Below are 21,701 nucleotides of genomic sequence, written 5' to 3' on the forward strand. Positions count from 1 at the left end.
TTATAGGCTGAACATTTTTAAGACTTGTTGGCTTGCTGGCTTGTTTATGATTTTGACCTACATTTAAAAAATAAACAACCTGTTGGGCGTGGGGTTTTTAAGGCTGCAATATTTGAAATTTGGGGCTTTGATGACTTTGGGTATCTAATGCGTTTGAACGGCCACTTTCTTAAGAACCATTTTTGAGTGGGTAATTGATTTATTTTAAATAGTTTAATATTATCAATAAGATAGGTTGGCAATATGCATGGGGATTTTTAGAAAAGTCTAACTCAAGTGTACTCCTGTTGGTTTTTTGTGAATTTTGTCCTTACAGTATTCGCTCGGGGGGCATAATTATCATTTTTTAGGCTTCTAAAGTGAGTTTGGGAGGGTTTGCTAAGGATGTTACTTGGGCTACCTATGACTAAAATCGTTTTGCAATCAGGTGAAAATTTCGATAAATTAATGCCCGCTTTGCGGATGAATGTCATAATAAATCTTTTTACGCTGACTGTTGATTGTCACAGGGCTATTATTTGGTTAATCTTCTTTATGAAATGAAGAAATATCCATTGAATGTAAAGAGGACGCTTATGCAATTTAAAACATTAATGGACTTTGTGGGGAATACACCATTGGTACGACTGCAACGTCTGGTCAATCCTGCGACGAAGAGTGTGGTGCTGGTCAAGCTAGAGGGTAACAACCCTGCGGGTTCTGTGAAAGATAGACCTGCTTTGTATATGATTCAGCAAGCTGAGTTGCGCGGGGAGATTAAGCCGGGTGATACCTTGATTGAGGCGACCAGCGGCAATACAGGAATAGCTCTGGCAATGGCAGCCTCCTTGATGGGCTATAAAATGAAGTTAGTCATGCCAAATAATATGAGTATGGAGCGTAAAGCATCCATGGCCGCTTATGGTGCCGAGCTTATTGAGGTCAGTAAAGAAAAAGGTATGGAAGGAGCTCGTGATTTGGCCGATAATATGAAATCTGAAGGACAAGGTTTTGTGCTAGATCAGTTTGCTAATCCTGATAATCCGCTCTCGCACTATCATTCTACCGGTCCCGAGATTTGGCGGGATACTGAAGGTGAGATTACGCACTTCGTAAGTGCCATGGGCACCACTGGGACGATTATGGGAACCTCTATGTTTCTAAAAGAACAGAATTCTCAAATTCAAGTTATCGGTGTGCAGCCTGAAGAGGGTGCTGCGATTCCTGGCATTCGACGCTGGCCGGCAGAATATATGCCTAAAATTTATGAATCGATTCGAGTGGACCGTACTATAAATATGGCGCAAATTCGTGCAGAAGACACCATGCGTGCCCTCGCTAAAGTTGAGGGGGTCTTTGGAGGAGTTTCTTCAGGTGGTGCCGTTGCCGCTGCTTTACAGGTCGCCAATGAGGTCGAAAATGCAGTGATTGTCACTATTATTTGTGATCGAGGCGATCGTTATCTTTCAACAGGTGTCTACGGGTAATTAGAGCATGGCAAGAGAGATTGAAAGAAAGTTTTTAGTGAAGAGCGATGAATGGAAAGCCTTAGCGTTTAAGCAAACGCATTTCGCACAGGGATATTTGAATGATATTTCAGAAGCCAGTGCCAAGAGTTCTGTGCGTGTGCGTATTGAAGGTGAAAAAGCCAATATGAACATTAAGAGCTTGGAAATTGGTTTAAGCAGAGATGAGTATGAGTATGCAATTCCTTTAGAGGAAGGTAAGCAAATTCTGCAAACACTGGCCACAGGCCCCGTGATTGAAAAAATTCGCTATCTGGTGAAAGTCGGGCAGCACACCTGGGAGATTGATGAATTTCTCGGTGCTAACTTAGGGTTAGTGGTCGCTGAGGTTGAACTGGACTCAGAAGATGAAGAGATTGAGATACCCAATTGGTCTGGCAAGGAAGTGACCAATATCTCGCGATATTATAATGTTAGCCTGAGTAAGGTGCCTTTTAGTTTCTGGAGTGTAGATGAAAATGTTTAATGGTTCTTTGTCCCGTTTAGGGTTTGTCGTCTCAAGTGGTGTTTTATGCTTGGCGACAGTCAATAGTGTTCAGGCTTCTGCTACAGCAGGGTTGATGGATGTTTACCAAATGGCTTCACTGCATGATGCCAAATTGTCGCAAGCTCGTGTGCAGTACCAAGCCGATCGCCAGGGTTTAAAAACCGCTAAATCCTATTTGTTACCACAGATACAGGCCGATGGCAGCTATTTCAAGACCGATAGCAGTAATGACTCTTATGATATGTCTGTGCGGGATTTATCGCTAACCTTGAACCAGCCTCTTTATCAGCATGAGACTTGGGCGGCTTATGAGCAAGTAAAACAGAGCTTGAAAACATCAGAGTATGTCATGCAATCTGCTGAACAGGATTTAATCCTACGAGTGACAGAGGCGTATTTTAATGTTTTATTAGCACAGCAAGATCTACAGCTTTTCAAAGCAAAAGAGAATGCGGATAACACCCAGTTAGAACGCGCACAAGCCTCTTCAGAAGTAGGATTAGCCAGTCGTGTTGATGTGCTGCAGGCTAAGTCGAGTTATGATCTCTCAAAATCGGACCGTATCACTGGCGAAAATAGTCTAGATATCAGTCTAGAGCAATTGTCCAAATTAACGGGTCAGTCCTTAACACGTTTGAAAGGTCTATCCATGCAGGTTGCTTTACCTAAAGCAGACCGTAATACGCTTGAGTTGGAATCCAGAGTGGATACACAAAATTTAGCTGTAAAACAAGCGGCTTCTCAGGTGCTCACTGCAGAACAAGAAATTGAAGTTAAAAAGGGCGGTTATTGGCCGTCTGTAAATTTCCAAGCGAAATATACGGATTCAGCTTATTCTGACTTTAATGGAAGACCGAGCTATTTTACGACGGATGCTCAAAAGACCTCTGTTGGAGTAACGGTGACTGTGCCATTGTATTCTGGTGGCGGTACAGACTCACAAGTGAGTGCAGCGCGCTATCAATTCACTGTCGCGAAAGAGGCCTTGAGAGATAGCAAGGAGCAAGCTCGCCTAAATGTCAGAATTCAAGCACGTACGCTTGAAGCTGGTGAATCTTTAATCTCAGCGCTACGTGAAGCCGTTAAGTCAAATGATGCCTTCCTAGCAGCGGCTGAAGAAGGTTATCAGGTAGGCTTGAAGAGTTTACTTGAAGTCCTTACGGCCCGCTCTAATCAATACGCGGCGCGTAAAAATTTAGTTGCTGCAATTCATAACCAAGTACTGAATACTCTACGCCTAGAATCAAGTTTAGGCGATTTAACGATTGATGATTTAATGGTATTTGATAAGTTGTTGCAAGAGCCTGTCAAAGTGGCTAAGCCAAGCGCTTAACTTGATGATGCAATCTATCAAAAGTTTTACATGTGGTATTTAGGAGCTTGATTTGAAACGACGTTCCTTTATTCAAGCAGGCCTGGTAAGTTTACCAGGACTGAGTTTTTTGGGTCTCCAGAGTTGTCAGAATGTGTCGAATCATCAAAGCTCTATTCGGGTGGGTATTACTTCTCGCCCACGCATGTTAGACCCGCGTAAAGCCACTGATGCTCTGTCGAGTCGCATTAATCGTCTGATTTACCGTCAGCTGATTGATTTTGACGAACGTTTCCAAGCCATTCCAGATTTAGCCAGCTGGTTACAACTCTCCAATACCCATTATCGTTTTACGCTCAATGACTCGTTACCCTTTCATCATGGTAAAAAAATGGCCGCAGAAGATGTGGTTGCGACCTACCAAAGTGTACTGAATCCGGACCTAGGCTCCGCACACAGGGGTTCGTTGAAAGGTATTAAAGAGATCATTGCGGTGAATGAACGGCAAGTTGATTTTATTCTTGATAAAGCAGATGCCTTGTTTGTTGGGCGTTTGGTCATTGGTATCTTACCGAAAGACTTGATTGATAAAGAGCATGTTTTTCATGAGACACCGATCGGTTCGGGACCTTGCCAGTTTATCTCTTTATCTGAACAGAAGCTGGTATTGCAACGTTTATCCGATTTGTCGAAACTTGTTTTTATACCTGTCAAGGACGCTACGGTTCGCGTATTGAAATTACGAAAGGGTGAACTGGACATCATTCAAAATGACCTGTCACCAGAGTTAGTCAACTACTGTAGCAAGCAAAAAGGCCTTAAGGTTGAGTGGCACAGCGGCACCAATTTTGGTTATATCGGTTTTAATTTCGAAGATGAGTTGCTGGCACAAACGGCAATGCGGCAAGCATTGGCTTATGGTATAGATCGTCAATCCATTATTGATGCTATGTTTGACGGACGAGCGCGTTTAGCGGGTGGCCTGTTGGTACCTGAACACTGGAGCGGTGTGAAGGATATTCACGGTTATGATTATCAGCCTGAGAAAGCCAAAGCCTTGTTAAAGAGAGTGATTGTTCCATCAGAATTAGTTAAAAAAGATTCTAATAATCAACAGTTTATTGAGTTAAGTTATAAAACTTCTAATGATCCAACCCGGATTCGTTTAGCGACTATTTACCAGTCACAATTGCGGAAAATTGGTATTCACCTGAATATTCAAAGCTATGATTGGGGCACCTTTTACAGCGATATCAAGAAGGGGCGTTTCCAATTATATAGCTTGGCGTGGGTAGGCGTTAAAAGTCCGGACATTTTCCAATATGCTTTTGACTCCAATGCAATTCCTCCCAAAGGGGCTAACCGAGGACGTTATCGAGACGCAACGGCAGATCAGTTAATTAGAGAGGCTGGGCAAACGCAATCATTAGAACAACAAGCACTCCTGTATCAAAAATTACAACGTCACTTACAAGATACTCTGGCTGTTATACCGCTTTGGTATGAAGATCAGTATTCGGTAATGCGCTCTAATATCAGCGGTTATGTCCTCTATGAAGATGGACGTTTGGATGGATTATTGCAGGTACAGAAGAAAATTTAATAGCAATGTAGTCCGGTAAGAAACGACACTCTTGCCTTGATTGATGACTTATAATCACAGCGAAGTTTTACAGAAAGGTGGCTTTTAAAGGCTTCGATTAAAATAGTCCGGAAAGCTTTTCCTAGTCAAACGAATCAACGTTAGACTAGCCCCCATTATTTATATGTTTTGCAGCAGGTTACACAGTGTCTTACTCTATTTTTATTTCCATCTCGCAGCAGACCTTGAGAGTCATTTCAAATGAACACAATAGCGCTATGCAAACTCGCTGCTATTCGGTCAGTAGTGGATTAAATGGGGGTGGGTGTGAGAAGGATTCAGGTAAGACACCGTTAGGATTGCATCAAGTTCGGGCTAAAATTGGTCACAACCTGCCCATCAACACGGTGTTTGTTGGGCGACGAGCAACTGGCGAGATCTTTGATGAACGCTTAGCTCTCAGCCATCCGCAAAGGGATTGGATTCTCAGCCGTATTCTCTGGCTTTCAGGGAAAGAGATCGGTGTGAATCGACTGGGTAATGTAGACAGTATGCAGCGTTATATCTATATTCATGGCACGCCGGACAGTGAACCGATGGGGAGACCCTTATCGCATGGCTGTATCCGTATGCGTAATGACGATCTAATTGAGTTATTTGATTTGATAGAGCCGGGTACAGAGGTCATGATTACGCCATGATTCTTGTCAACATCAAAAAAGTGAGTACGCTGCCGTATGAGGCCATTTTGTGATTAGCTATTTCTTCCGTTTATTAGGCTCAGTTTTATTTGTCTCATGGATTGTCGGCACCTTGGTTTTCTTTTTAATCCATTTAGTACCAGGAGATCCAGTTGCCGTCATGTTGGGCGATTGGGCCAGTCCTGCTGATGAAACGGTCTTACGCGAACAATTAGGCTTGAACCTGCCTCTTTGGGCACAGTACTGGAAATTTATCTCTGGGGTCATACAGTTTGATTTAGGCCAATCGTTGTTTTTTCAGCAACCCGTATCTGAACTGATTGCCGAACGTTTTCCAATGACTTTACAGTTGGCCGTCATGGCATTGTTGGTCGCGGTCTTAATCGCTTTTCCGTTAGGGCTTTGGGCGGCTTTAAGAGCGGGTAAATGGCCGGATCATCTTTCGATGTCAGTTTCACTTGTCGGTGTCTCCATCCCTAACTTTTGGTTAGGACCCATGTTGATTCTTTTGTTCTCTTTATGGCTAGCTTGGTTACCGGTGAGTGGGGCTGAACAACCGTTTTCATGGATATTGCCAGCCATTACACTGGGCACCGCATTAGCCGCTATTTTAGCGCGCATGTTAAGAGCTTCTTTGTTAGAAGTGTTGCATGAAGACTACATCAGAACGGCACAAGCGAAAGGGTTGCCTGGACGATTGGTTTACGGTAAACATGCGTTGATGAATGCCTTGTTGCCCGTGGTCACCATCCTAGGCTTACAGCTAGGGACTTTATTAGGTGGTGCAGTGATTACCGAAGTGGTGTTTGATTGGCCAGGTCTGGGACAACTATTAGTGGAGTCCATTCAACGTCGCGATTACCCGGTCGTGCAAGGTTGTATCTTAGTCATCAGTGTGGCGTATATTACGATTAATGGATTAACAGAGTTGGCTTATGCTTGGTTAGATCCGAGAATAAGAGTGGCAAACTAGAATGGTTATTAAGTGGATGAATGGGATGTTTGATTAGTGTTACGTTATTTAAGTTATAGCATTGTCGTTGTCTGGTTATTGATGGCTATATTAGGATTTGTCATTGGTGAGAGTGCCAATGAAGTGGTTTTGTCACAATTTTTAACGGGTCCAAATGCCCAGGCCTGGTTAGGTTCAGATGAGTTGGGTCGTCCAGTGCTTGAACGTCTTGTTTTAGGTGCACAAACTTCGTTGTTTGTTGCAATGGGTGTGGTGTTCTTCTCTGCAATTATCGGCACCACCATTGGCATCTATAGTGGTTATATGGGCGGATGGACGGATCGTATTATCACCAAAATAATTGATGTTTTCTTAGCCTTTCCAGGTTTACTATTGGCAATCGCTTTAGCGGCTATTTTGGGGCCGGGTATTGAAAATGTTGTGTTTGCCTTAGTCGTGGTCGGCTGGGTAGGCTACGCTCGTTTAGCCAGAGCACAAACCTTAAGCTTACGCCATCGTGAACATATCTTAGCGGCACGTTCACTTGCTGTGCCGATGCCGTGGATATTGTGGCGCCATATCTTACCCCTTATTCTGGCACCTTTAGGGGTGGAAGCCACTTTTGGTGTGGCGGGTGCCGTGATTTCAGAAGCCGGACTGTCTTTTCTGGGGTTAGGGGTTCAACCACCCGATGCTTCATGGGGCAGCATGATTAAAGAGGGTACACGTTATCTTTTGGTGGCACCGCATCTGGTGTTGGCACCTGGTATCGCTTTAATGTTGGTCGTTTTAGCCGTTAATTTAATTGGTGATCAATGGCGTGATTATCTAGATGTACGATCGCGGAAATCGAATCGTTAATAGGGTGTTAATGACATGTTTAGATGGTGTTTAGTGAGTCTAGGTTTCATCTATTTTGGGTTGACCAGGCCTGGTCAGTTTGAAAGGGTCTTATGGATATTTAATCTGTGCATGTTTAAATTTAGCAACGCTATTAACTACAATCTTTTAAGTAAATGAACACTATCTCCCGTCTTGATTACACCTGGCCTCAATACCATACAACGAGCACCGCCACGCCACTCGGGTGTTAAAGCCAATTTTAATCCAGCATAAACCTCTTCCATTCTTTGACAAGGATCGGTTTCTTGAGTGATTTCCAACAGTACCCCGCCAATTTGAATTTGTTGACCAATCATGGCCGTATTGAATTCAATATCATCAATCAGTAGATTAGCTCGCCTCAACGTCCAATCCAGAGTGATTCCTAGATCAGCACAACTTTGATCCCAACTTTTTTTAGACAGTAATGTCACTTGAGTTTGCCGGTGTTTTTGCCCTTGATAATCATTTTTTAGACCCGTCTCTGTCGTGACGTTGATCTGTTGGTGTGTCGTGATCTCGCCTCTTGATACCGAGTGTGACGCAATGCCAATTACTTTAGCCATATTAAAATCTCTATTAAAATTTATATTATAGGTATACCTTTTAAGAATACTTTTTTGCAGTACAACTAGCATAGCCTTTTAATATGACAACTAGATTAAAATTGTATCGTCGTTAAGCGGTTTAGCCGAGATAAAATCCGCTATAGAGTTCGTAAATGGCTTGGCAAGCCAATGGTTTTTGTTATGATACCGTCATTAAATAATGGCACCAAAATTCGCAACGGTTACGGGTCATTTTTTCAACGCTTAGGAATTGAAATGCAAAAAATAGATGGGCAGGCGATGTCTTTAGGGTCAGTGATGGTGGATCTGGAAGGTACTTCTCTTCAATCGGTGGATATCGAACGATTAATGGATCCCCTGGTTGCTGGTGTAATCCTTTTCAGTCGTAATTTTAAATCAATTGTGCAGATTCAGGCACTAACCAAATCGATTCATGATTTACGTCACCCTAAATTGCTTATTGCAATAGACCACGAAGGCGGACGAGTGCAACGCTTTCGACAGGGCTTTACCCACATTCCGTCGATGCGTGTGCTAGGCGAGCTTTATGAAAAGGATGAAAAACACAGTTATGCCGTTGCCGAGAAAGTAGGTTGGTTACTGGCAGCCGAGCTTTTATCGGTCGGCATTGATTTTAGCTTTGCACCCGTTGTTGACTTAGATTACGGTGGCAGTAAAGTCATTGGTGATCGTGCATTTCATAGTCATCCGATTGCCGTGGGTAATTTGTCATTCCATCTGATGCAGGGTATGCATAAAGCGGGTATGGCCTCGGTGGCCAAACATTTTCCTGGACATGGTTTTATAGAAGCGGATACCCATCTTGAGGTTGCAGTGGATCAAAGACCATTTGCCGAAATTCAACAGCATGATATGCAACCCTTTTTACGTTTGATCGAACATGGTCTGGATGCGGTTATGCCAGCACATGTTATTTATCCGCAGATGGACTCTTTGCCAGCGGGATTCTCTGAAGTGTGGTTGCAAGTGGTCTTACGTAAGCAATGTCATTTTGAAGGCGCGATTATCAGTGATGATATGAGTATGAAAGCCGCCACGGAATTCGGTAGCGCAGCTCAGAGAGTTTTAAAAGCACTGCAAGCGGGGTGTGATTTGGTCTTGGTCTGTAACGATTCGCTGGCTGTGGATGAAGTGCTGAGCAAGGTGAATTGGCATGCCAATGCCTTGTCGCATGCACGCCTAATCCGTTTGCATGCGCATGGTAAGTTCAACTACCAGAAATTACAATATGATCCCTTATGGCAAGCCGCCGTGACGGTTGTCAATCAATTGAACCAAACGAATGATCAACAGGAGCTAATTTAATGGAATTATTCACTGAATACTGGAAGTATTTAGTCACCCTTTTTGGCAGTCAAGCCTGGATTTTATGGGTGATCACCATTTTAATGGTGACCGCGATTATCGATATCGTTCAACGCCGAGTGTTGGGTGTTGCCAGTGACCAGTTTGAGAAGAAAGGACGTATTTGGTCCCACAGTGTCACGGATGCAGCAAAATCTCCTGTGTCATTCTTTATCTGGGTAACGGGCACGGTATTGGCATTAACCACCCTCATTACGAAAGTTGGAATCTATGTAGAGTTGATTGAATATATCAATGATTTCAAATCGACTATTTTGACTCTGTCTTTCGCTTGGTTTGTCATTCGTTTAGTACAACGTTTGGAACTGCATTTAAAAGAATATGCTCGAGAGGATGATCGTCTCGACGCTGTGACCGTTGAAGCGCTCGCTAAAATCATTAAGTTACTAGCGTTTATACTCACTATTTTATTCTTTCTAAGTGCTTTTGGTGTCAGTCTAACAGGCTTGATGGCTTTCGGTGGTGTCGGCGGCATTGCGATTGGTTTTGCAGCTAAAGATCTTTTAGGCAATGTGTTTGGTGGCTTGATGCTCTATATGGATAAGCCTTTTACCGTCGGTGAGTGGATTCGTTCCCCTGATAAAGAAATTGAGGGAACGGTTGAAAAAATAGGGTGGCGTATGACGACTGTTCGCACGTTTGATAAACGACCGTTATATATTCCAAATGGAATTTTTGCCAATGTTTCGATTGAGAACCCTTCGCGTATGACCAATCGACGTATTAAAGAGACCATGGGGATTCGTTATGCTGATGTTAATAAGATGCGAAAAATCATCCTTGCGATTAAATCGATGTTAAGAGAACATTCGGATATTGATAACAGTCAAACCATGATTGTGAATTTTAATCAGTTTGGCGCCTCATCTCTGGATTTCTTTATTTATACGTTTACTAAAACCACCGATTGGATTCGATATCATGAAATCAAAGAGGATGTCTTGTTAAGGGTCATTGAAATTGTCGAAGCGCAAGATGCAGAAATGGCCTTTCCAACTCGTACTTTGCATATTGAAACATCTCTTTCAACACCTGAACTGGAAGCGTCATTAAACACCGAACAGGCTGTTAAACGTAAATGATTAACATGCCTAATCCTTGTAGCGATTAAGCCTTAGTTTTCAGTATTTAGAAACCAAAAAAAACCTGACAGAGTACTCTATCAGGTCTTTTTTGTGCATAGGGTGTTGTTATAGCGTTATTTTAATCGCTAAAAGTGATCACTAAAGAATGATTACTTCCGGCTCCAAGTAAATACCAAATTTATGGTTAACATCCGCTTTTACCATTTGAGAGAGCTCTTCAATTTCACTGCCGGTAGCATTGCCCAGATTGACCAACACCAATGCATGTTGCATAGAAACCCCTGCATGTCCGTGCGACTTTCCCTTCCAGTCGGTTTGTTCGATGAGCCAAGCTGCAGGTATTTTAAAATTGCCATCCAACATTCTATGGTTAGGAATATCTGGGTATCTGCTCTGCAATTCTTCTAAATACTCAGGGTCTACCACTGGATTTTTAAAGAAACTACCTGCATTACCTTGACGTTGTGGATCGGGGACCTTATCTTCACGAAGAGCAATAACAGCATCAAACACAATTTTAGGCGTTAACGTTTTACTGGGTGTATCTTGTAGGGATTCTTTCAGTGGTGCATAGACAAGATTGGCTTGGCCAGCGTGTGCTTTTCGGAGTCTAAAAGTGACTCTGTGAACTAATAATTTGTTGACGTATTCTTGTTTGAAAATACTGGTTCTGTAACCAAAATTACATTCGGAATTTCTAAATTCAGTACGTTGACCATCATAAATGTTAAGTGTTTGTACCCGGGTAATGCAATCCCTTGCTTCAGAACCATAAGCCCCAATGTTTTGTACCGGAGCGGCGCCAACGGTTCCAGGGATCAATGCTAAATTTTCCAAACCCCACCAGCCATTGTCAATCGAATATTTGACCAAGTCATGCCATTCAACCCCTGCACCAACTGAAATCCAGACCTCATCTTGATCTTCTTTCACTATTTTTATTTGCTTAAAAGTGCACCGAATAGTCACTCCTTCAATATCTTGGGTAAACAGTAAATTGCTGCCATCACCTATGATTTTCCAAGGTAGAGAAGCGAGTTTCATATCGGTACGTAAAATCAAAATATCGCTTTGGCGATTGATCTCAACATAATATTGAGTTTTAACGTCAACCTTGAAAGTATTGTGTGGCAGAAGAGAGTAGTTGGCCTGAATATGCATAGGTGTCTTGTGTATAATTATATTTAAGATTTTATTATAAAGGAAGATGGATGAGCCAACTAAAACTTTCTAAGGATTCATGGTCTTCGCAGACAGTTTTTATTATGGCCGCGATTGGTTCTGCCGTTGGATTAGGCAATATTTGGAAGTTTCCCTACATTACGGGTGAAAATGGTGGCGGAGCATTTGTCTTGGTTTACTTAGCTTGTGTCTTGTTGATTGGTTTACCGGTCTTGATATCGGAAATTGCCCTGGGTAGATCCGGTAAGGCTAACCCCATACAGGGTATGGCGAACTTAGCACGTGAGAATGGGGCCAGTAAATTATGGGTCTTGTTAGGGTTTAATGGCGTTTTGGCAGGCGCCTTAATTCTCTCGTTTTATACCGTCATTGCGGGTTGGGCATTTGCCTATTTTTTCCAAAGTTTATTCGGGGTTTTTGACCGTATAACCGCGACTGAAGTAGGTGCGCATTTTGATCATTTGTTGGCGAATCCTTATGAGTTAATATTTTGGCACACTTTTGTGACGGTAGTAACGGTCTTGATTGTTTCTAGAGGCGTAAAAAGTGGCTTAGAAAAAGCGATTAATTTTATGATGCCGGGTCTTTTATTTATTTTATTGGTTCTATTAGGGTATTCGACGACAACGGGTTCTTTTGGACAAAGTTTTGATTTTTTATTCTCCGCCGATTTTTCTAAATTGACTTGGGAATCGGTCTTAGTGGCGATGGGACATGCGTTTTTCACTCTCAGCATCGGATTAGGTACCATGATGGTATACGGCTCTTATCTATCTCAAGAGTATTCGATTGTGAAGGCCAGTCTCTGGATTGCATTTGCAGATACAGCCGTTGCATTGTTAGCAGGCCTGGTGATTTTTTCAATTGTGTTTGCGAATGGTTTAGAAGCGAGTTCTGGACCTGGTCTTCTATTTCAGACATTGCCTATCGCATTTTCTCAAATGACGGCAGGGTGGTTTTTTGGCACACTTTTTTTTGCATTGGTCGTGATGGCCGCATTGAGTTCATCTATCTCTTTAATCGAACCTATTGTGAGTTGGTTTGATCAAAACTGGGGCATAAAAAGAGTAAAAGCGGCCTGTATTTTGGGGTTTATTATTTGGTTTGTGGGTTTTGGTACCGTCTTGTCGTTTAATGAGTGGCAAGATATTCACTTTATAGGCGAACGTACATTCTTTGAGTCACTCGACTTAATCACAACAAATATTATGCTGCCGTTAGGAGGTTTTCTAATGACGATATTTGTTGCTTGGGTCATGCGTTCAAAAGAAAGGGAGAAGCAAATTGAGTTGTCCACGAACAAGATGAAACTCTTTCTATTCGTTCTTAAATGGATTTCACCAGTGGCAGTGATGGTGGTATTCGCTTCTAATTTAGTCGCGGGAGAAATTGCCATCGCAATGCTTGGCGTTGCATTTCTGATGTATGCGTTTTATGCATGGAATGTGAGTCGTAAAATATAACGGTGAATACGCAAAGAAAGTTATTGATTTGTTACGATTAACATAAATAAAAAAAGGGGCTGAAAGCCTCCTTTTCAAAGAAAAAGACTTAAACATAAGTCTCACTGGGATTTATTGCGTTTGATAGGATTGTTGGATTGGAACTTTAATATGTGGCTGTGTATTGGTTTTGAACCAATCGGTGCATTTCCAAGTACTTGTTATTAATCTTACGTTGGATTTGGTGAGAGTACCGCAAGATAGAACGCATTACATGATAGGTTAAAAGCGGGTGTTGTTCGACAAGTGCCTCAAATGCACTTTTTTGTAACATTAAGACATGTGTGTCTGTTTTAGAGATCAATCGCATAGTGTGGGCAACATTATCGATAAAGCTTAACTCTCCAGTCATTGCTCCTTGCTTTAAAGTGTCGATTGAGATGGAATTCTCAGAACCAACCATTTTAAGAACTTCGAGTTTACCTGATATTAAAATGTATAACGTCTCATCAGTCGAACCTTCATCAAAAAGGATTTCACCCTTCACTAAGTTTTTTTGTGTCACGATCTTAGCGAGTAATTCACACTCTTCGGAAGTTAAGTCTTGTCCTAATAAGGTGTTGGCGATTAATTGTGCTATTGGCATGCGATTCCTTTTGAGATGAGTGACTTTTAAAAGTCTATGAATCCGATTTATTCTACGCGAGGGCTTGTAGAAATTCCAGAGTAAAATATAAGGGATGGTTAATATAGAAAACGGAGATGTTAGAGAGCTTCAAATTAATGGGGTACTAAAAAGCTAGAGATGAAGTCTATATTTAAAATCAGCATTGAACCTGGTGGTGCTCAGTTTATTTGACTTGATCTAAACGTTCGATGGGAAAAAAAGCATCAAATAAAGAGCTTAAACCGTAGAGAAATATAAAAATCAATATGAAAACGATGATGAGAGACCGTGCTGTTTTGTTCTCAATGAACTTTTCTCGCCACTTCTCTTGGCGAATATAAGGCCAGACTAAATAGATAAATAAACCGACGGCAAATAGTTGCACAAAGATGAGCAAATATTGAATATATTCAGGTAAATCCTTTTCAATCATCATTTTATTCACTTATCCTGTATGAATGTTTTTTGAGCTTATTGCCCGAGCAAGTTAACCAATGTTTGGTAGTAAATATCGGTTAACTTATTCAAATCACTGACACTGACTTGTTCATCAATTTTATGGATTGTGGCATTGAGTGGACCCAATTCAATTACCTGGGCACCTGTCGGTGCAATAAAACGGCCATCAGAAGTACCACCTGCCGTAGACAGTTTTGGTTCGTAACCGAGTATGGTATGGGAAGCTTGTTTCACGGCTTTAATCAGTGCGCCATTCGAGGGTGTGATAAAGGGAATACCAGAGAGGTTCCATTCTAGATCATACTCCAAGTTATGGTGGTCTAAAATTGCATGTACACTTTCTTGTAAAGACTCTGGGGTATGTTCAGTTGAGAAACGGAAGTTAAACAATACTTCGGTTTTACCAGGAATAATATTGGTTGCCCCTGTGCCACTATTGATATTGGATACCTGGAAAGAGGTTGGCGGAAAATATTCATTACCATGGTCCCAATGAACCTGTACCAGTTGCTCTAATGCGGGTGCAAAGTTATGGATTGGGTTATCAGCCAACTCAGGGTAGGCAATATGTCCTTGAACACCTTTAATGGTTAAGCGACCACTGAGAGAACCACGACGACCATTTTTAATTGAGTCGGCTAATTTATGGCTACTTGAAGGCTCACCGACTAAACAGTATTCAAACTTTTCATTTCTATTTTCTAGGGTTTCAATAACTTTAACCGTGCCATCTAAAGCGGGGCCTTCTTCATCGCTGGTAATCAAAAAGGCGATAGAGCCTTTATGGTCAGGATGCGTTTCTACAAAATGTTTACTGGCGACCATAAAGCAAGCAATACTACTTTTCATATCCGCAGTACCACGACCAAACATGATGTCACCTTCAATATGGGCCGAAAATGGTGGATAAGTCCATTCTGAAGCAGGTCCCGTTGGCACTACATCGGTATGACCAGCAAACACTAAACAAGGACTCTCAGTGCCTTTTCGTGCCCATAAATTATCCACGACACCAAAACGCATATCTTCAGTTTCAAAGCCAAGCGGGCTCAAATAAGCCGAAATTATTTTCTGACAGCCTTTGTCATCAGGGGTGACTGACTCAATTTGGATGAGCTGTTGAGCAAGTTGAATCGTTTCGGTCATAGCAGTGTCGTACTCTGTTAAGTCTGTGGAAGAGTTATTCTAGGCGTTTATACTAGCTTTGAGAAGACCTTAGCAGGTATTAATCAAAATTATGACGAATTAGACTAAGGTTTCATACTCAGCGGCATTAAAACCAAGCATTAGCTGAGTATCGGTTTCTAAAACAGGGCGTTTAATCAATGTCGGCAGTTCGGTGAGAATTTCTAAATTTTTGCCAGACATTAACTCGGTTTGTTGTTTATTTGTGATCTGCTTCCAACTCGTACTGCGTTTATTAACCAAGGCTTCAATGGGTTGACTTTCTAACCAATGTTGAATGGTTGAAACCGTCAATCCATCTTTTCTAAAGTCGTGAAAAGTGTACTGAATGTTGTTTTCGCCTAAAAACTTACGCGCTTTACGAACCGTGTCGCAATTGGGAATGCCATATAAAATCATTAGATAAAACTCTGTTAAGAAAGGTTGATTAATTATAAAGACAAACATCGGCTGTTTGTCTATAAAAAGTAGCTGTTTCACTCTTTCTAGCACTGACCAACCTGTCTAAATAGAAAGGTTATACGCTTCCAATCTATCCAAATGCTCATCTTTATGTGTTTTAGTTATTTATATACTGGATTCCTGCTCATTAACTGATAGGGGAAAATCATGAAAAATAATACATTACTTATTTCAGCTTTAACGAGCCTTTTTATACTGGTTCAGTCTAGTATCGTTTGTGCATCAGACGTTGTAGATGGCTCTTCTAAAGGTGATACTCAGCAAATTAAAGTGGCAAAAAATATGAATAAAAGGGCGGCCTTAACGGTATTGGATGAAGTACTGTCGCCTTTTGAAGATATGGCCGAATACGCGTTAGATAAAAATTTATTGGGTATGAAAAAAGGCTATAAAAAAATAGAGCTTATTCAAGATAATGGTTTATTAAAACAGACTGTTTCGGATCAGGCTCTTAAGTCTATAGATCAGAATATAGAGAAGTTAGAAGGTGTTATTAATCGAGGTGATTTTGCACAGGTCGCTTTGCTTTCGGCACAAATGTTTGGTGAGAGTATTTCATCTTTTAAGCATGTTCAAAAAATAACCAATCAATTGTATATTGAACATTTGGATGAGATGGGCTTTAGGTTATTGGCTTTGATAGAAGCAAATCAAACCGACTCAAAAATAATGCTTAATATCATTATACAAGCGAAAGCAAATTGGTTAGCACTGAAGGGTCAACTAAATGATGAGAATAAAGTAGAGTCTTTTGATTTATTATTTAAAGGCCTTGAGCAAAGTGTGAGTACAAATGATCTAAATATGGTTCAAATTTTAGCTTCAATGGATTTATCACTCGTCGATATTATCGAAAAAGATTTTCAATAGAAAAATTAGGCTTTAGATAAAACGAAATTAATTTAATTCAATCCATGGTTGATAAACCTTATTAACATGGATATTTTTTCGTTTGTTCATTCGGTTTCTCGTTACTTTATTTGTTAGTCTAAATAAAGTAACCAACCAAAAAACACCTTACAAACACATTTTCTATTTCACAAAGCTTGTTGGTAATAGTTCAAAACCTATATACGTGCGCGTGTAGTAAATTTTGGGATTTAAGTGAAAGAGTTTAGAACTTGCCACTTAGAAGAGCGGGTGCTCTTTTTGCGATGACTAATAAGAAAGAACCTGAATAAATACGACGTATAAAAAGGCTTCTCAATCGTGATTAGATTGAATTTAAGGGCCTTAAGGCTTGGTAAATCAAGTTATTTAGATCGGGTTTAATTGTTGCTTGATGTGGATTCTGTAATTTTTCTCTCGTCTCAGATTCGTGCAAAGAACGTAAAGAGAAGGTATACTTCCGTTTAATTTTTTAACCCTTATTGAACGAGAATAACATTATGACAATTAAACGAACCGGACACCGCTATAGCGATACTAAAACGGGCGTAACCTTAGATGTATGGTTTCCACGTACTAACAAAGAGATAGCCCGTAACTGTTTGGCTTTGCAGGCTGGTTTGATTAAAAGTGATTTTGTCACGGTAGAAATCGCTTCGGTTGACGATGCACCAACGTCTGCTGAAGAGGCTTATCTTCGTCTTCATTTGTTGTCTGAGTGTGTCGTTAAGCCAAATGAAATCAATTTAGACGGTGTGTTTGGTCTGTTAAACAATGTGGCCTGGACAAGCGCCGGTCCTATTCTGCCAGCAGACGTAGAAAACTTGCGCGAGGCGATTGCAGGTGAAGTTCATCAGTTTAATGTGACATGTATTGATAAGTTCCCTCGTATGACGGATTACGTCATTCCTGAAGGCGTTCGTATTGGTAATGCTGACCGCGTTAGACTAGGTGCTCATTTAGCGTCTGGTACAACGATTATGCATGAAGGTTTTGTGAATTTTAATGCCGGTACGCTTGGCAATTCAATGATCGAAGGTCGTATTAGTGCAAGTGTCGTTGTTGGTGAAAACAGCGATATTGGTGGCGGGGCATCTATTATGGGCACACTTTCTGGTGGCGGTAAGCAAGTTATTTCAATGGGTAAAAGGAACCTATTGGGCGCCAATGCCGGATTAGGTATCTCTCTAGGTGATGATTGTATTGTTGAGTCGGGACTTTATCTTACAGCGGGCACAAAAGTGAAAATGCCGGACGGTTCTATCATTTCTGCACGTGAATTGTCTGGCCAATCTAAGTTATTATTTAGACGTCACAGCCAAACAGGTGCTGTTGAAGCAATTGTAACGGACGGTACTTTATGGAATGGCTTAAACAGCGCACTTCATAGCAACGATTAATCGCAATTAATTTCAATTAATAATGAATTGAGTGCCCAGCTACACAGTTCATCTAATTCAAAAAAATTCTTAATGACTCAGTCGTTCTGACTGAGTCATATCTCTTCTTATTTACCGACTGTTTGCTTGGTAAACCGCTTATATTTTAAACTCTCTAACTCACACAAATTATATTGTTTTTCGAGTACGACTGTCTATTGTCTGTTGAAAAAATGAGCGTTTTTGAATCAGTTTATTTTTTAGAGACAAACTGTTGTTGGTATAATTTGTTTTTGAATACTTTTTTAAGAATAGGGGCGTTTTGATGGCGAAAGTCTTAGGCTTTGATCATGTCAGTATTGTTGTGAAAGATGCGAGAGCATCTTTTGAGTTTTATCAACAGTTATTGGATGTTGCATTATTAGAACGACCCGACCTAGGGTTTCCAGGCTATTGGGTTGATTTACATGCCGGGCAAAGTTTGCATATTATGCAGTTGGATAATCCTAATGCGGGTACGGTTCGTCCTTTACATGGTGGTAGAGATTACCATTTTGCTTTAAGAGTCGACTCTATCGCCGGTTATGTTGAGAAGTTAGAGGTTTTAGGCGTTGTATACACAACTAGTAAATCAGGCCGCAATGCCTTGTTTGTGAAAGATATAGATAATAATGCGTTTGAGCTATTTGAATATCATGGTGCTTAAAAATAAGCAAATGGGTCGTTTTAGCCTGATGGTGGTAATGGATTAATACCCAAAAACGTGTTTAAAATTGACTAAAAAAGGTGAAGTTATAAACTCACCAGGCCTGGGCAACGTTCTGGTTTAGACAATCGAATCATTGTCTAAATGCATTAAGAATAATCAAGTAAACTTCGGTGGCTTTATTCAATCATATCTAGCAGGGTATCAATAAACGCCTGTTTTTGAGCCTTATCTGTAATCGCTTTGTTCTGAGTGTCGCTAATTAAAAATACATCTTCTGCTTTCTCTCCCACCGTATGGATTTTGGCATCGTGTAAACGGATGTTACAAGACTTTAAGCTACAGCCAATTTTAGACAAGAGACCTGGTATATCTTTGGTATTGATGCTGAGCTCAGTCATATGATTACTGATTTTATGGAAGTTAATCTCAGTAGGCGTTTCAAAGCAACGTACTCTACGTGCCTGACGAGGTAGGTTGACCTCTTCTATATTAATATCTGGCAGAGAGAGTTGTTCGCGAATTTTATGGAGCACTTCGGCATGTCGACTCTCTTCGACAAAAGAGTGGGTTTCTCGGCTTAAAAAGTAGAAAATAACCAATGTCATATGCATGGTTGTACTGTAAACACGGGCTTCAACCACGTCGACATTAAGCTTGTCTAAGGTGAGCGTGATGTGTGCAAAAAGGTAATCTCTATCAGGCATGTAAATCATTAATTCCGAAGCACCCAGTTGCGTCTGGTTCTTTAGAAATAGGTGGGTCTTATTCAGATCCACGTTATAGAGTTTTTTGGTGATTCTAGCGACATCTTGCGAGTTTTGGCGACTGAAAAAATCACTTTTGGTCACACTGTTCCAAAAGTTTTTGTAGTCGGTGGAGCTGACGCCTCTTTTTGAGAGCACCTCTTTCGCTTTTTCTTGGGTTTTAAGGGCTTTTTTACTCTTGTTTTTGGGCACTTCAATCGACAAGTCGAGCGCATTTGAGGTTTGATTGTAGAGTTCTAAAAACAATGAGTTTTTCCAATCATTCCAAACATTTTCCGAGGTGGCACAAATATCTGCAACCGTGAGTAGGTAGAGATAATCTAAATGTTCTTGGTCTCCCATTAAATTTGCAAAATAGGTAATCACTTCAGGATCGCTGAGGTCTTTACGTTGAGCAATACCCGAAAAGTCTAAATGGCGACGCACCAACCAGGCGATCATTTCGCCATCTTTGTTAGAAAGGTTGTGGTGTTTGGCAAACGTGAGAGCATCTGCAGCGCCAAGTACTTCATGCGAGCCACCTCGACCTTTTGCGATGTCATGAAAAAGTCCTGCTAAGAACAGCAGTTCGGGTTTACATAAGTGATTGGCGATTTCATGCGCCGTTGGAAATTCATAAGTATAAGCATCGACAAAAAAGCGACGTAAATTACGAATGGTGAGCATGGTGTGCTCATCCACCGTATAAGCATGAAAAAGATTAAATTGCATCAAGCCTGTTATTTTTTTAAAAACGGGCAAATAGGCACTTAAAAAACCATAACTGTGCATGCGTTTCACTGCAGCATTAACACCTTGAGGTTGACGGAAAATTTCCATGAACAGTGCTTTGTTAATCGGGTCATTACGGAAATCATCATCTATCAAATACAGGTGTTCACGGATTGCTCTAATGGCATTAGAGCGCAACCCTTTAACATTCGGTAAGCTTTCTAAAACAATAAACGCTTCTAGCAGGGTGGTAGGGTTTTTTTGAAAAATCCTAGGGTGTTTGATATCGAGATATTGATTGACTAATTGGAAGCGGCTGTTGATTGAAATGATTTCCGGTTCCAGGTCATTAAACAAGACTTCCTGAAAATGTTGCAATAAGATTTCATTGAGTTTTACCACGGTTTGTACATTACGGTAATAACTGCTCATAAATTGCTCAACCGCCATCTTTTCTTCGGTATCGGCATAACCAAATGATTCAGCAATCGACTGTTGATTGTCAAATTGCAAACGGTCTTCACGGCGTTTTTTGTAATGCTGTAAGGCAAATCGAGTGCGATTAAGGAACTTGTAAGCGGCCTCTAACTCTAAATATTCCTCCGTGCTGAGAAAGTTTCTTTGTACTAATTCATTGATAGAGTTGGCATTAAAATGGCGTTTTGCAACCCAGTAGATTGTTTGTATATCCCTTAAGCCACCAGGGCTTTCTTTTATATTGGGTTCAAGCTGATAAACAGTATCATTAAAGCGTTTATGACGATTATTCTGTTCATCCATTTTCCCCTGGAAAAAATCTTTACGCTCCCAAAAACCAGGGCGGTTCCAGATATTTTGTAAGTGTTCAAAAGCGTGGTAATCACCTGTAATCCAGCGAGATTCTAAAATATTGGTGGCCGTGGTAATATCTTCAAGCCCTGCGGTGATGCAGTCATCTATGGTGCGTACCGATGAGCCAACATCAAAGCCTAGATCCCATAACAAGGTAATGAACCTGGAAAAGTCCTCTTTATGCTCCTCTAATGATTCACAGAGAATTAATAGGTCAATATCCGAGTAGGGGTGAAGTTTGCCTCGGCCATATCCACCAACGGCGATTAATGTTGCGGCATTTTCCGGAATATAGGCTGCCCAGATTTTTTTAATAAATTGATCAATAAATGAAGAGCGTTCGGTAATGAGTTCTGAGACAGCGCCACCATCTTCATATTGCTTGAATTGATAGTCCAAAAACTGTTTGAGCACTCCTCGACCAAGCTTTAACATCTCTAAATGAGGAACATTGTCATCGAGTAACGCGACAGAGAATTGAGGAGGATAAGTTGAATCAATTTTTTGTTCAGTGCTCATTATATAAACTCATTATATTTAGTGATTTTGAAAAAGTTCTGT

Annotated in this window: 20 protein-coding genes; 13 read left to right on the top strand and 7 right to left on the bottom strand. The window is 41.0% G+C overall.

Annotated elements, in window-relative coordinates:
* The first annotated feature begins 575 nt into the window (after positions 1-575).
* The 7 genes from cysM (at position 576) to F612_RS0102515 (ending at position 7,400) form a co-directional block, all read left to right on the top strand.
* Entirely contained in the window at positions 576-1,466 is an 891-nt protein-coding gene (gene cysM / locus F612_RS0102485; RefSeq protein ID WP_019556169.1) for a cysteine synthase CysM, read from the top strand.
* 7 nt (positions 1,467-1,473) lie between these two features.
* On the top strand, positions 1,474-1,971 hold the full coding sequence (locus tag F612_RS0102490) for a CYTH domain-containing protein (RefSeq protein WP_019556170.1): 498 nt from the start codon (positions 1,474-1,476) through the stop codon (positions 1,969-1,971).
* Complete coding sequence (locus F612_RS0102495) at positions 1,958-3,325, top strand: TolC family outer membrane protein (RefSeq protein WP_019556171.1); 1,368 nt, start codon at positions 1,958-1,960, stop codon at positions 3,323-3,325. Before F612_RS0102490 ends, F612_RS0102495 begins: the two co-directional genes overlap by 14 nt.
* A gap of 52 nt (positions 3,326-3,377) precedes the next feature.
* Entirely contained in the window at positions 3,378-4,907 is a 1,530-nt protein-coding gene (locus F612_RS0102500; RefSeq protein ID WP_019556172.1) for an ABC transporter substrate-binding protein, read from the top strand.
* 185 nt (positions 4,908-5,092) lie between these two features.
* Positions 5,093-5,587 (top strand): L,D-transpeptidase, encoded by a 495-nt coding sequence (locus tag F612_RS0102505; RefSeq protein ID WP_026329586.1) that lies wholly within the window; start codon positions 5,093-5,095, stop codon positions 5,585-5,587.
* Positions 5,588-5,636: 49 nt separating this feature from the next.
* A complete protein-coding gene (gene nikB, locus F612_RS0102510) occupies positions 5,637-6,560 on the top strand; it encodes a nickel ABC transporter permease (RefSeq protein WP_019556174.1) in 924 nt (307 codons plus the stop codon).
* Positions 6,561-6,596: 36 nt separating this feature from the next.
* Positions 6,597-7,400: an ABC transporter permease gene (locus tag F612_RS0102515; RefSeq protein WP_019556175.1), complete on the top strand. Its 804-nt coding sequence runs from the start codon at positions 6,597-6,599 to the stop codon at positions 7,398-7,400.
* A gap of 137 nt (positions 7,401-7,537) precedes the next feature.
* Here the strand turns inward: F612_RS0102515 and F612_RS0102520 are convergent, their stop codons facing one another.
* Entirely contained in the window at positions 7,538-7,987 is a 450-nt protein-coding gene (locus F612_RS0102520; RefSeq protein ID WP_019556176.1) for an MOSC domain-containing protein, read from the bottom strand.
* Between the two features lie 258 nt (positions 7,988-8,245).
* Between F612_RS0102520 and nagZ the strand changes: the two genes are divergently transcribed.
* Positions 8,246-9,316: a beta-N-acetylhexosaminidase gene (gene nagZ / locus F612_RS0102525; RefSeq protein ID WP_211209469.1), complete on the top strand. Its 1,071-nt coding sequence runs from the start codon at positions 8,246-8,248 to the stop codon at positions 9,314-9,316.
* The gene (locus F612_RS12050) at positions 9,316-10,458 is read left to right on the top strand and encodes a mechanosensitive ion channel family protein (RefSeq protein WP_019556178.1); all 1,143 of its coding nucleotides are present in this window, start codon (positions 9,316-9,318) and stop codon (positions 10,456-10,458) included. The genes nagZ and F612_RS12050 overlap by 1 nt, the downstream gene beginning before the upstream one ends.
* Positions 10,459-10,599: 141 nt before the next feature.
* On the opposite strand, the gene murB is transcribed toward F612_RS12050, so the two are convergent.
* Positions 10,600-11,622, bottom strand: a complete 1,023-nt coding sequence (gene murB, locus F612_RS0102535) for a UDP-N-acetylmuramate dehydrogenase (RefSeq protein WP_019556179.1) — start codon at positions 11,620-11,622, stop codon at positions 10,600-10,602.
* Positions 11,623-11,672: 50 nt separating this feature from the next.
* Here murB and F612_RS0102540 point away from each other — a divergent pair, with 50 nt between their 5' ends.
* The gene (locus F612_RS0102540) at positions 11,673-13,106 is read left to right on the top strand and encodes a sodium-dependent transporter (RefSeq protein ID WP_019556180.1); all 1,434 of its coding nucleotides are present in this window, start codon (positions 11,673-11,675) and stop codon (positions 13,104-13,106) included.
* A 145-nt stretch (positions 13,107-13,251) separates the two neighbouring features.
* On the opposite strand, the gene F612_RS0102545 is transcribed toward F612_RS0102540, so the two are convergent.
* The 4 genes from F612_RS0102545 to F612_RS0102560 all read right to left on the bottom strand — a co-directional run bounded on the left by F612_RS0102545 (position 13,252) and on the right by F612_RS0102560 (position 15,843).
* Positions 13,252-13,731 (bottom strand): Crp/Fnr family transcriptional regulator, encoded by a 480-nt coding sequence (locus F612_RS0102545; protein ID WP_019556181.1) that lies wholly within the window; start codon positions 13,729-13,731, stop codon positions 13,252-13,254.
* Between the two features lie 205 nt (positions 13,732-13,936).
* Entirely contained in the window at positions 13,937-14,188 is a 252-nt protein-coding gene (locus F612_RS0102550) for a hypothetical protein (RefSeq protein ID WP_019556182.1), read from the bottom strand.
* A 35-nt stretch (positions 14,189-14,223) separates the two neighbouring features.
* Entirely contained in the window at positions 14,224-15,357 is a 1,134-nt protein-coding gene (gene dapE, locus F612_RS0102555; protein ID WP_019556183.1) for a succinyl-diaminopimelate desuccinylase, read from the bottom strand.
* 99 nt (positions 15,358-15,456) lie between these two features.
* Positions 15,457-15,843, bottom strand: coding sequence for an arsenate reductase (locus tag F612_RS0102560; RefSeq protein ID WP_019556184.1), 387 nt, complete (start codon positions 15,841-15,843; stop codon positions 15,457-15,459).
* Positions 15,844-16,005: 162 nt separating this feature from the next.
* Here F612_RS0102560 and F612_RS0102565 point away from each other — a divergent pair, with 162 nt between their 5' ends.
* The 3 genes from F612_RS0102565 (at position 16,006) to F612_RS0102575 (ending at position 18,831) form a co-directional block, all read left to right on the top strand.
* Entirely contained in the window at positions 16,006-16,728 is a 723-nt protein-coding gene (locus F612_RS0102565; RefSeq protein WP_019556185.1) for a hypothetical protein, read from the top strand.
* A gap of 518 nt (positions 16,729-17,246) precedes the next feature.
* On the top strand, positions 17,247-18,146 hold the full coding sequence (locus F612_RS0102570; protein ID WP_019556186.1) for a DapH/DapD/GlmU-related protein: 900 nt from the start codon (positions 17,247-17,249) through the stop codon (positions 18,144-18,146).
* Between the two features lie 304 nt (positions 18,147-18,450).
* The gene (locus F612_RS0102575; protein WP_019556187.1) at positions 18,451-18,831 is read left to right on the top strand and encodes a VOC family protein; all 381 of its coding nucleotides are present in this window, start codon (positions 18,451-18,453) and stop codon (positions 18,829-18,831) included.
* 179 nt (positions 18,832-19,010) lie between these two features.
* Here F612_RS0102575 and glnD read toward each other — a convergent pair whose 3' ends face one another.
* Positions 19,011-21,659: a [protein-PII] uridylyltransferase gene (glnD, locus tag F612_RS0102580; protein WP_019556188.1), complete on the bottom strand. Its 2,649-nt coding sequence runs from the start codon at positions 21,657-21,659 to the stop codon at positions 19,011-19,013.
* Between the last annotated feature and the right edge of the window lie 42 nt (positions 21,660-21,701).

Origin of the sequence: Thiomicrorhabdus arctica DSM 13458 (assembly GCF_000381085.1) — a bacterium.
Lineage (GTDB): Bacteria > Pseudomonadota > Gammaproteobacteria > Thiomicrospirales > Thiomicrospiraceae > Thiomicrorhabdus > Thiomicrorhabdus arctica.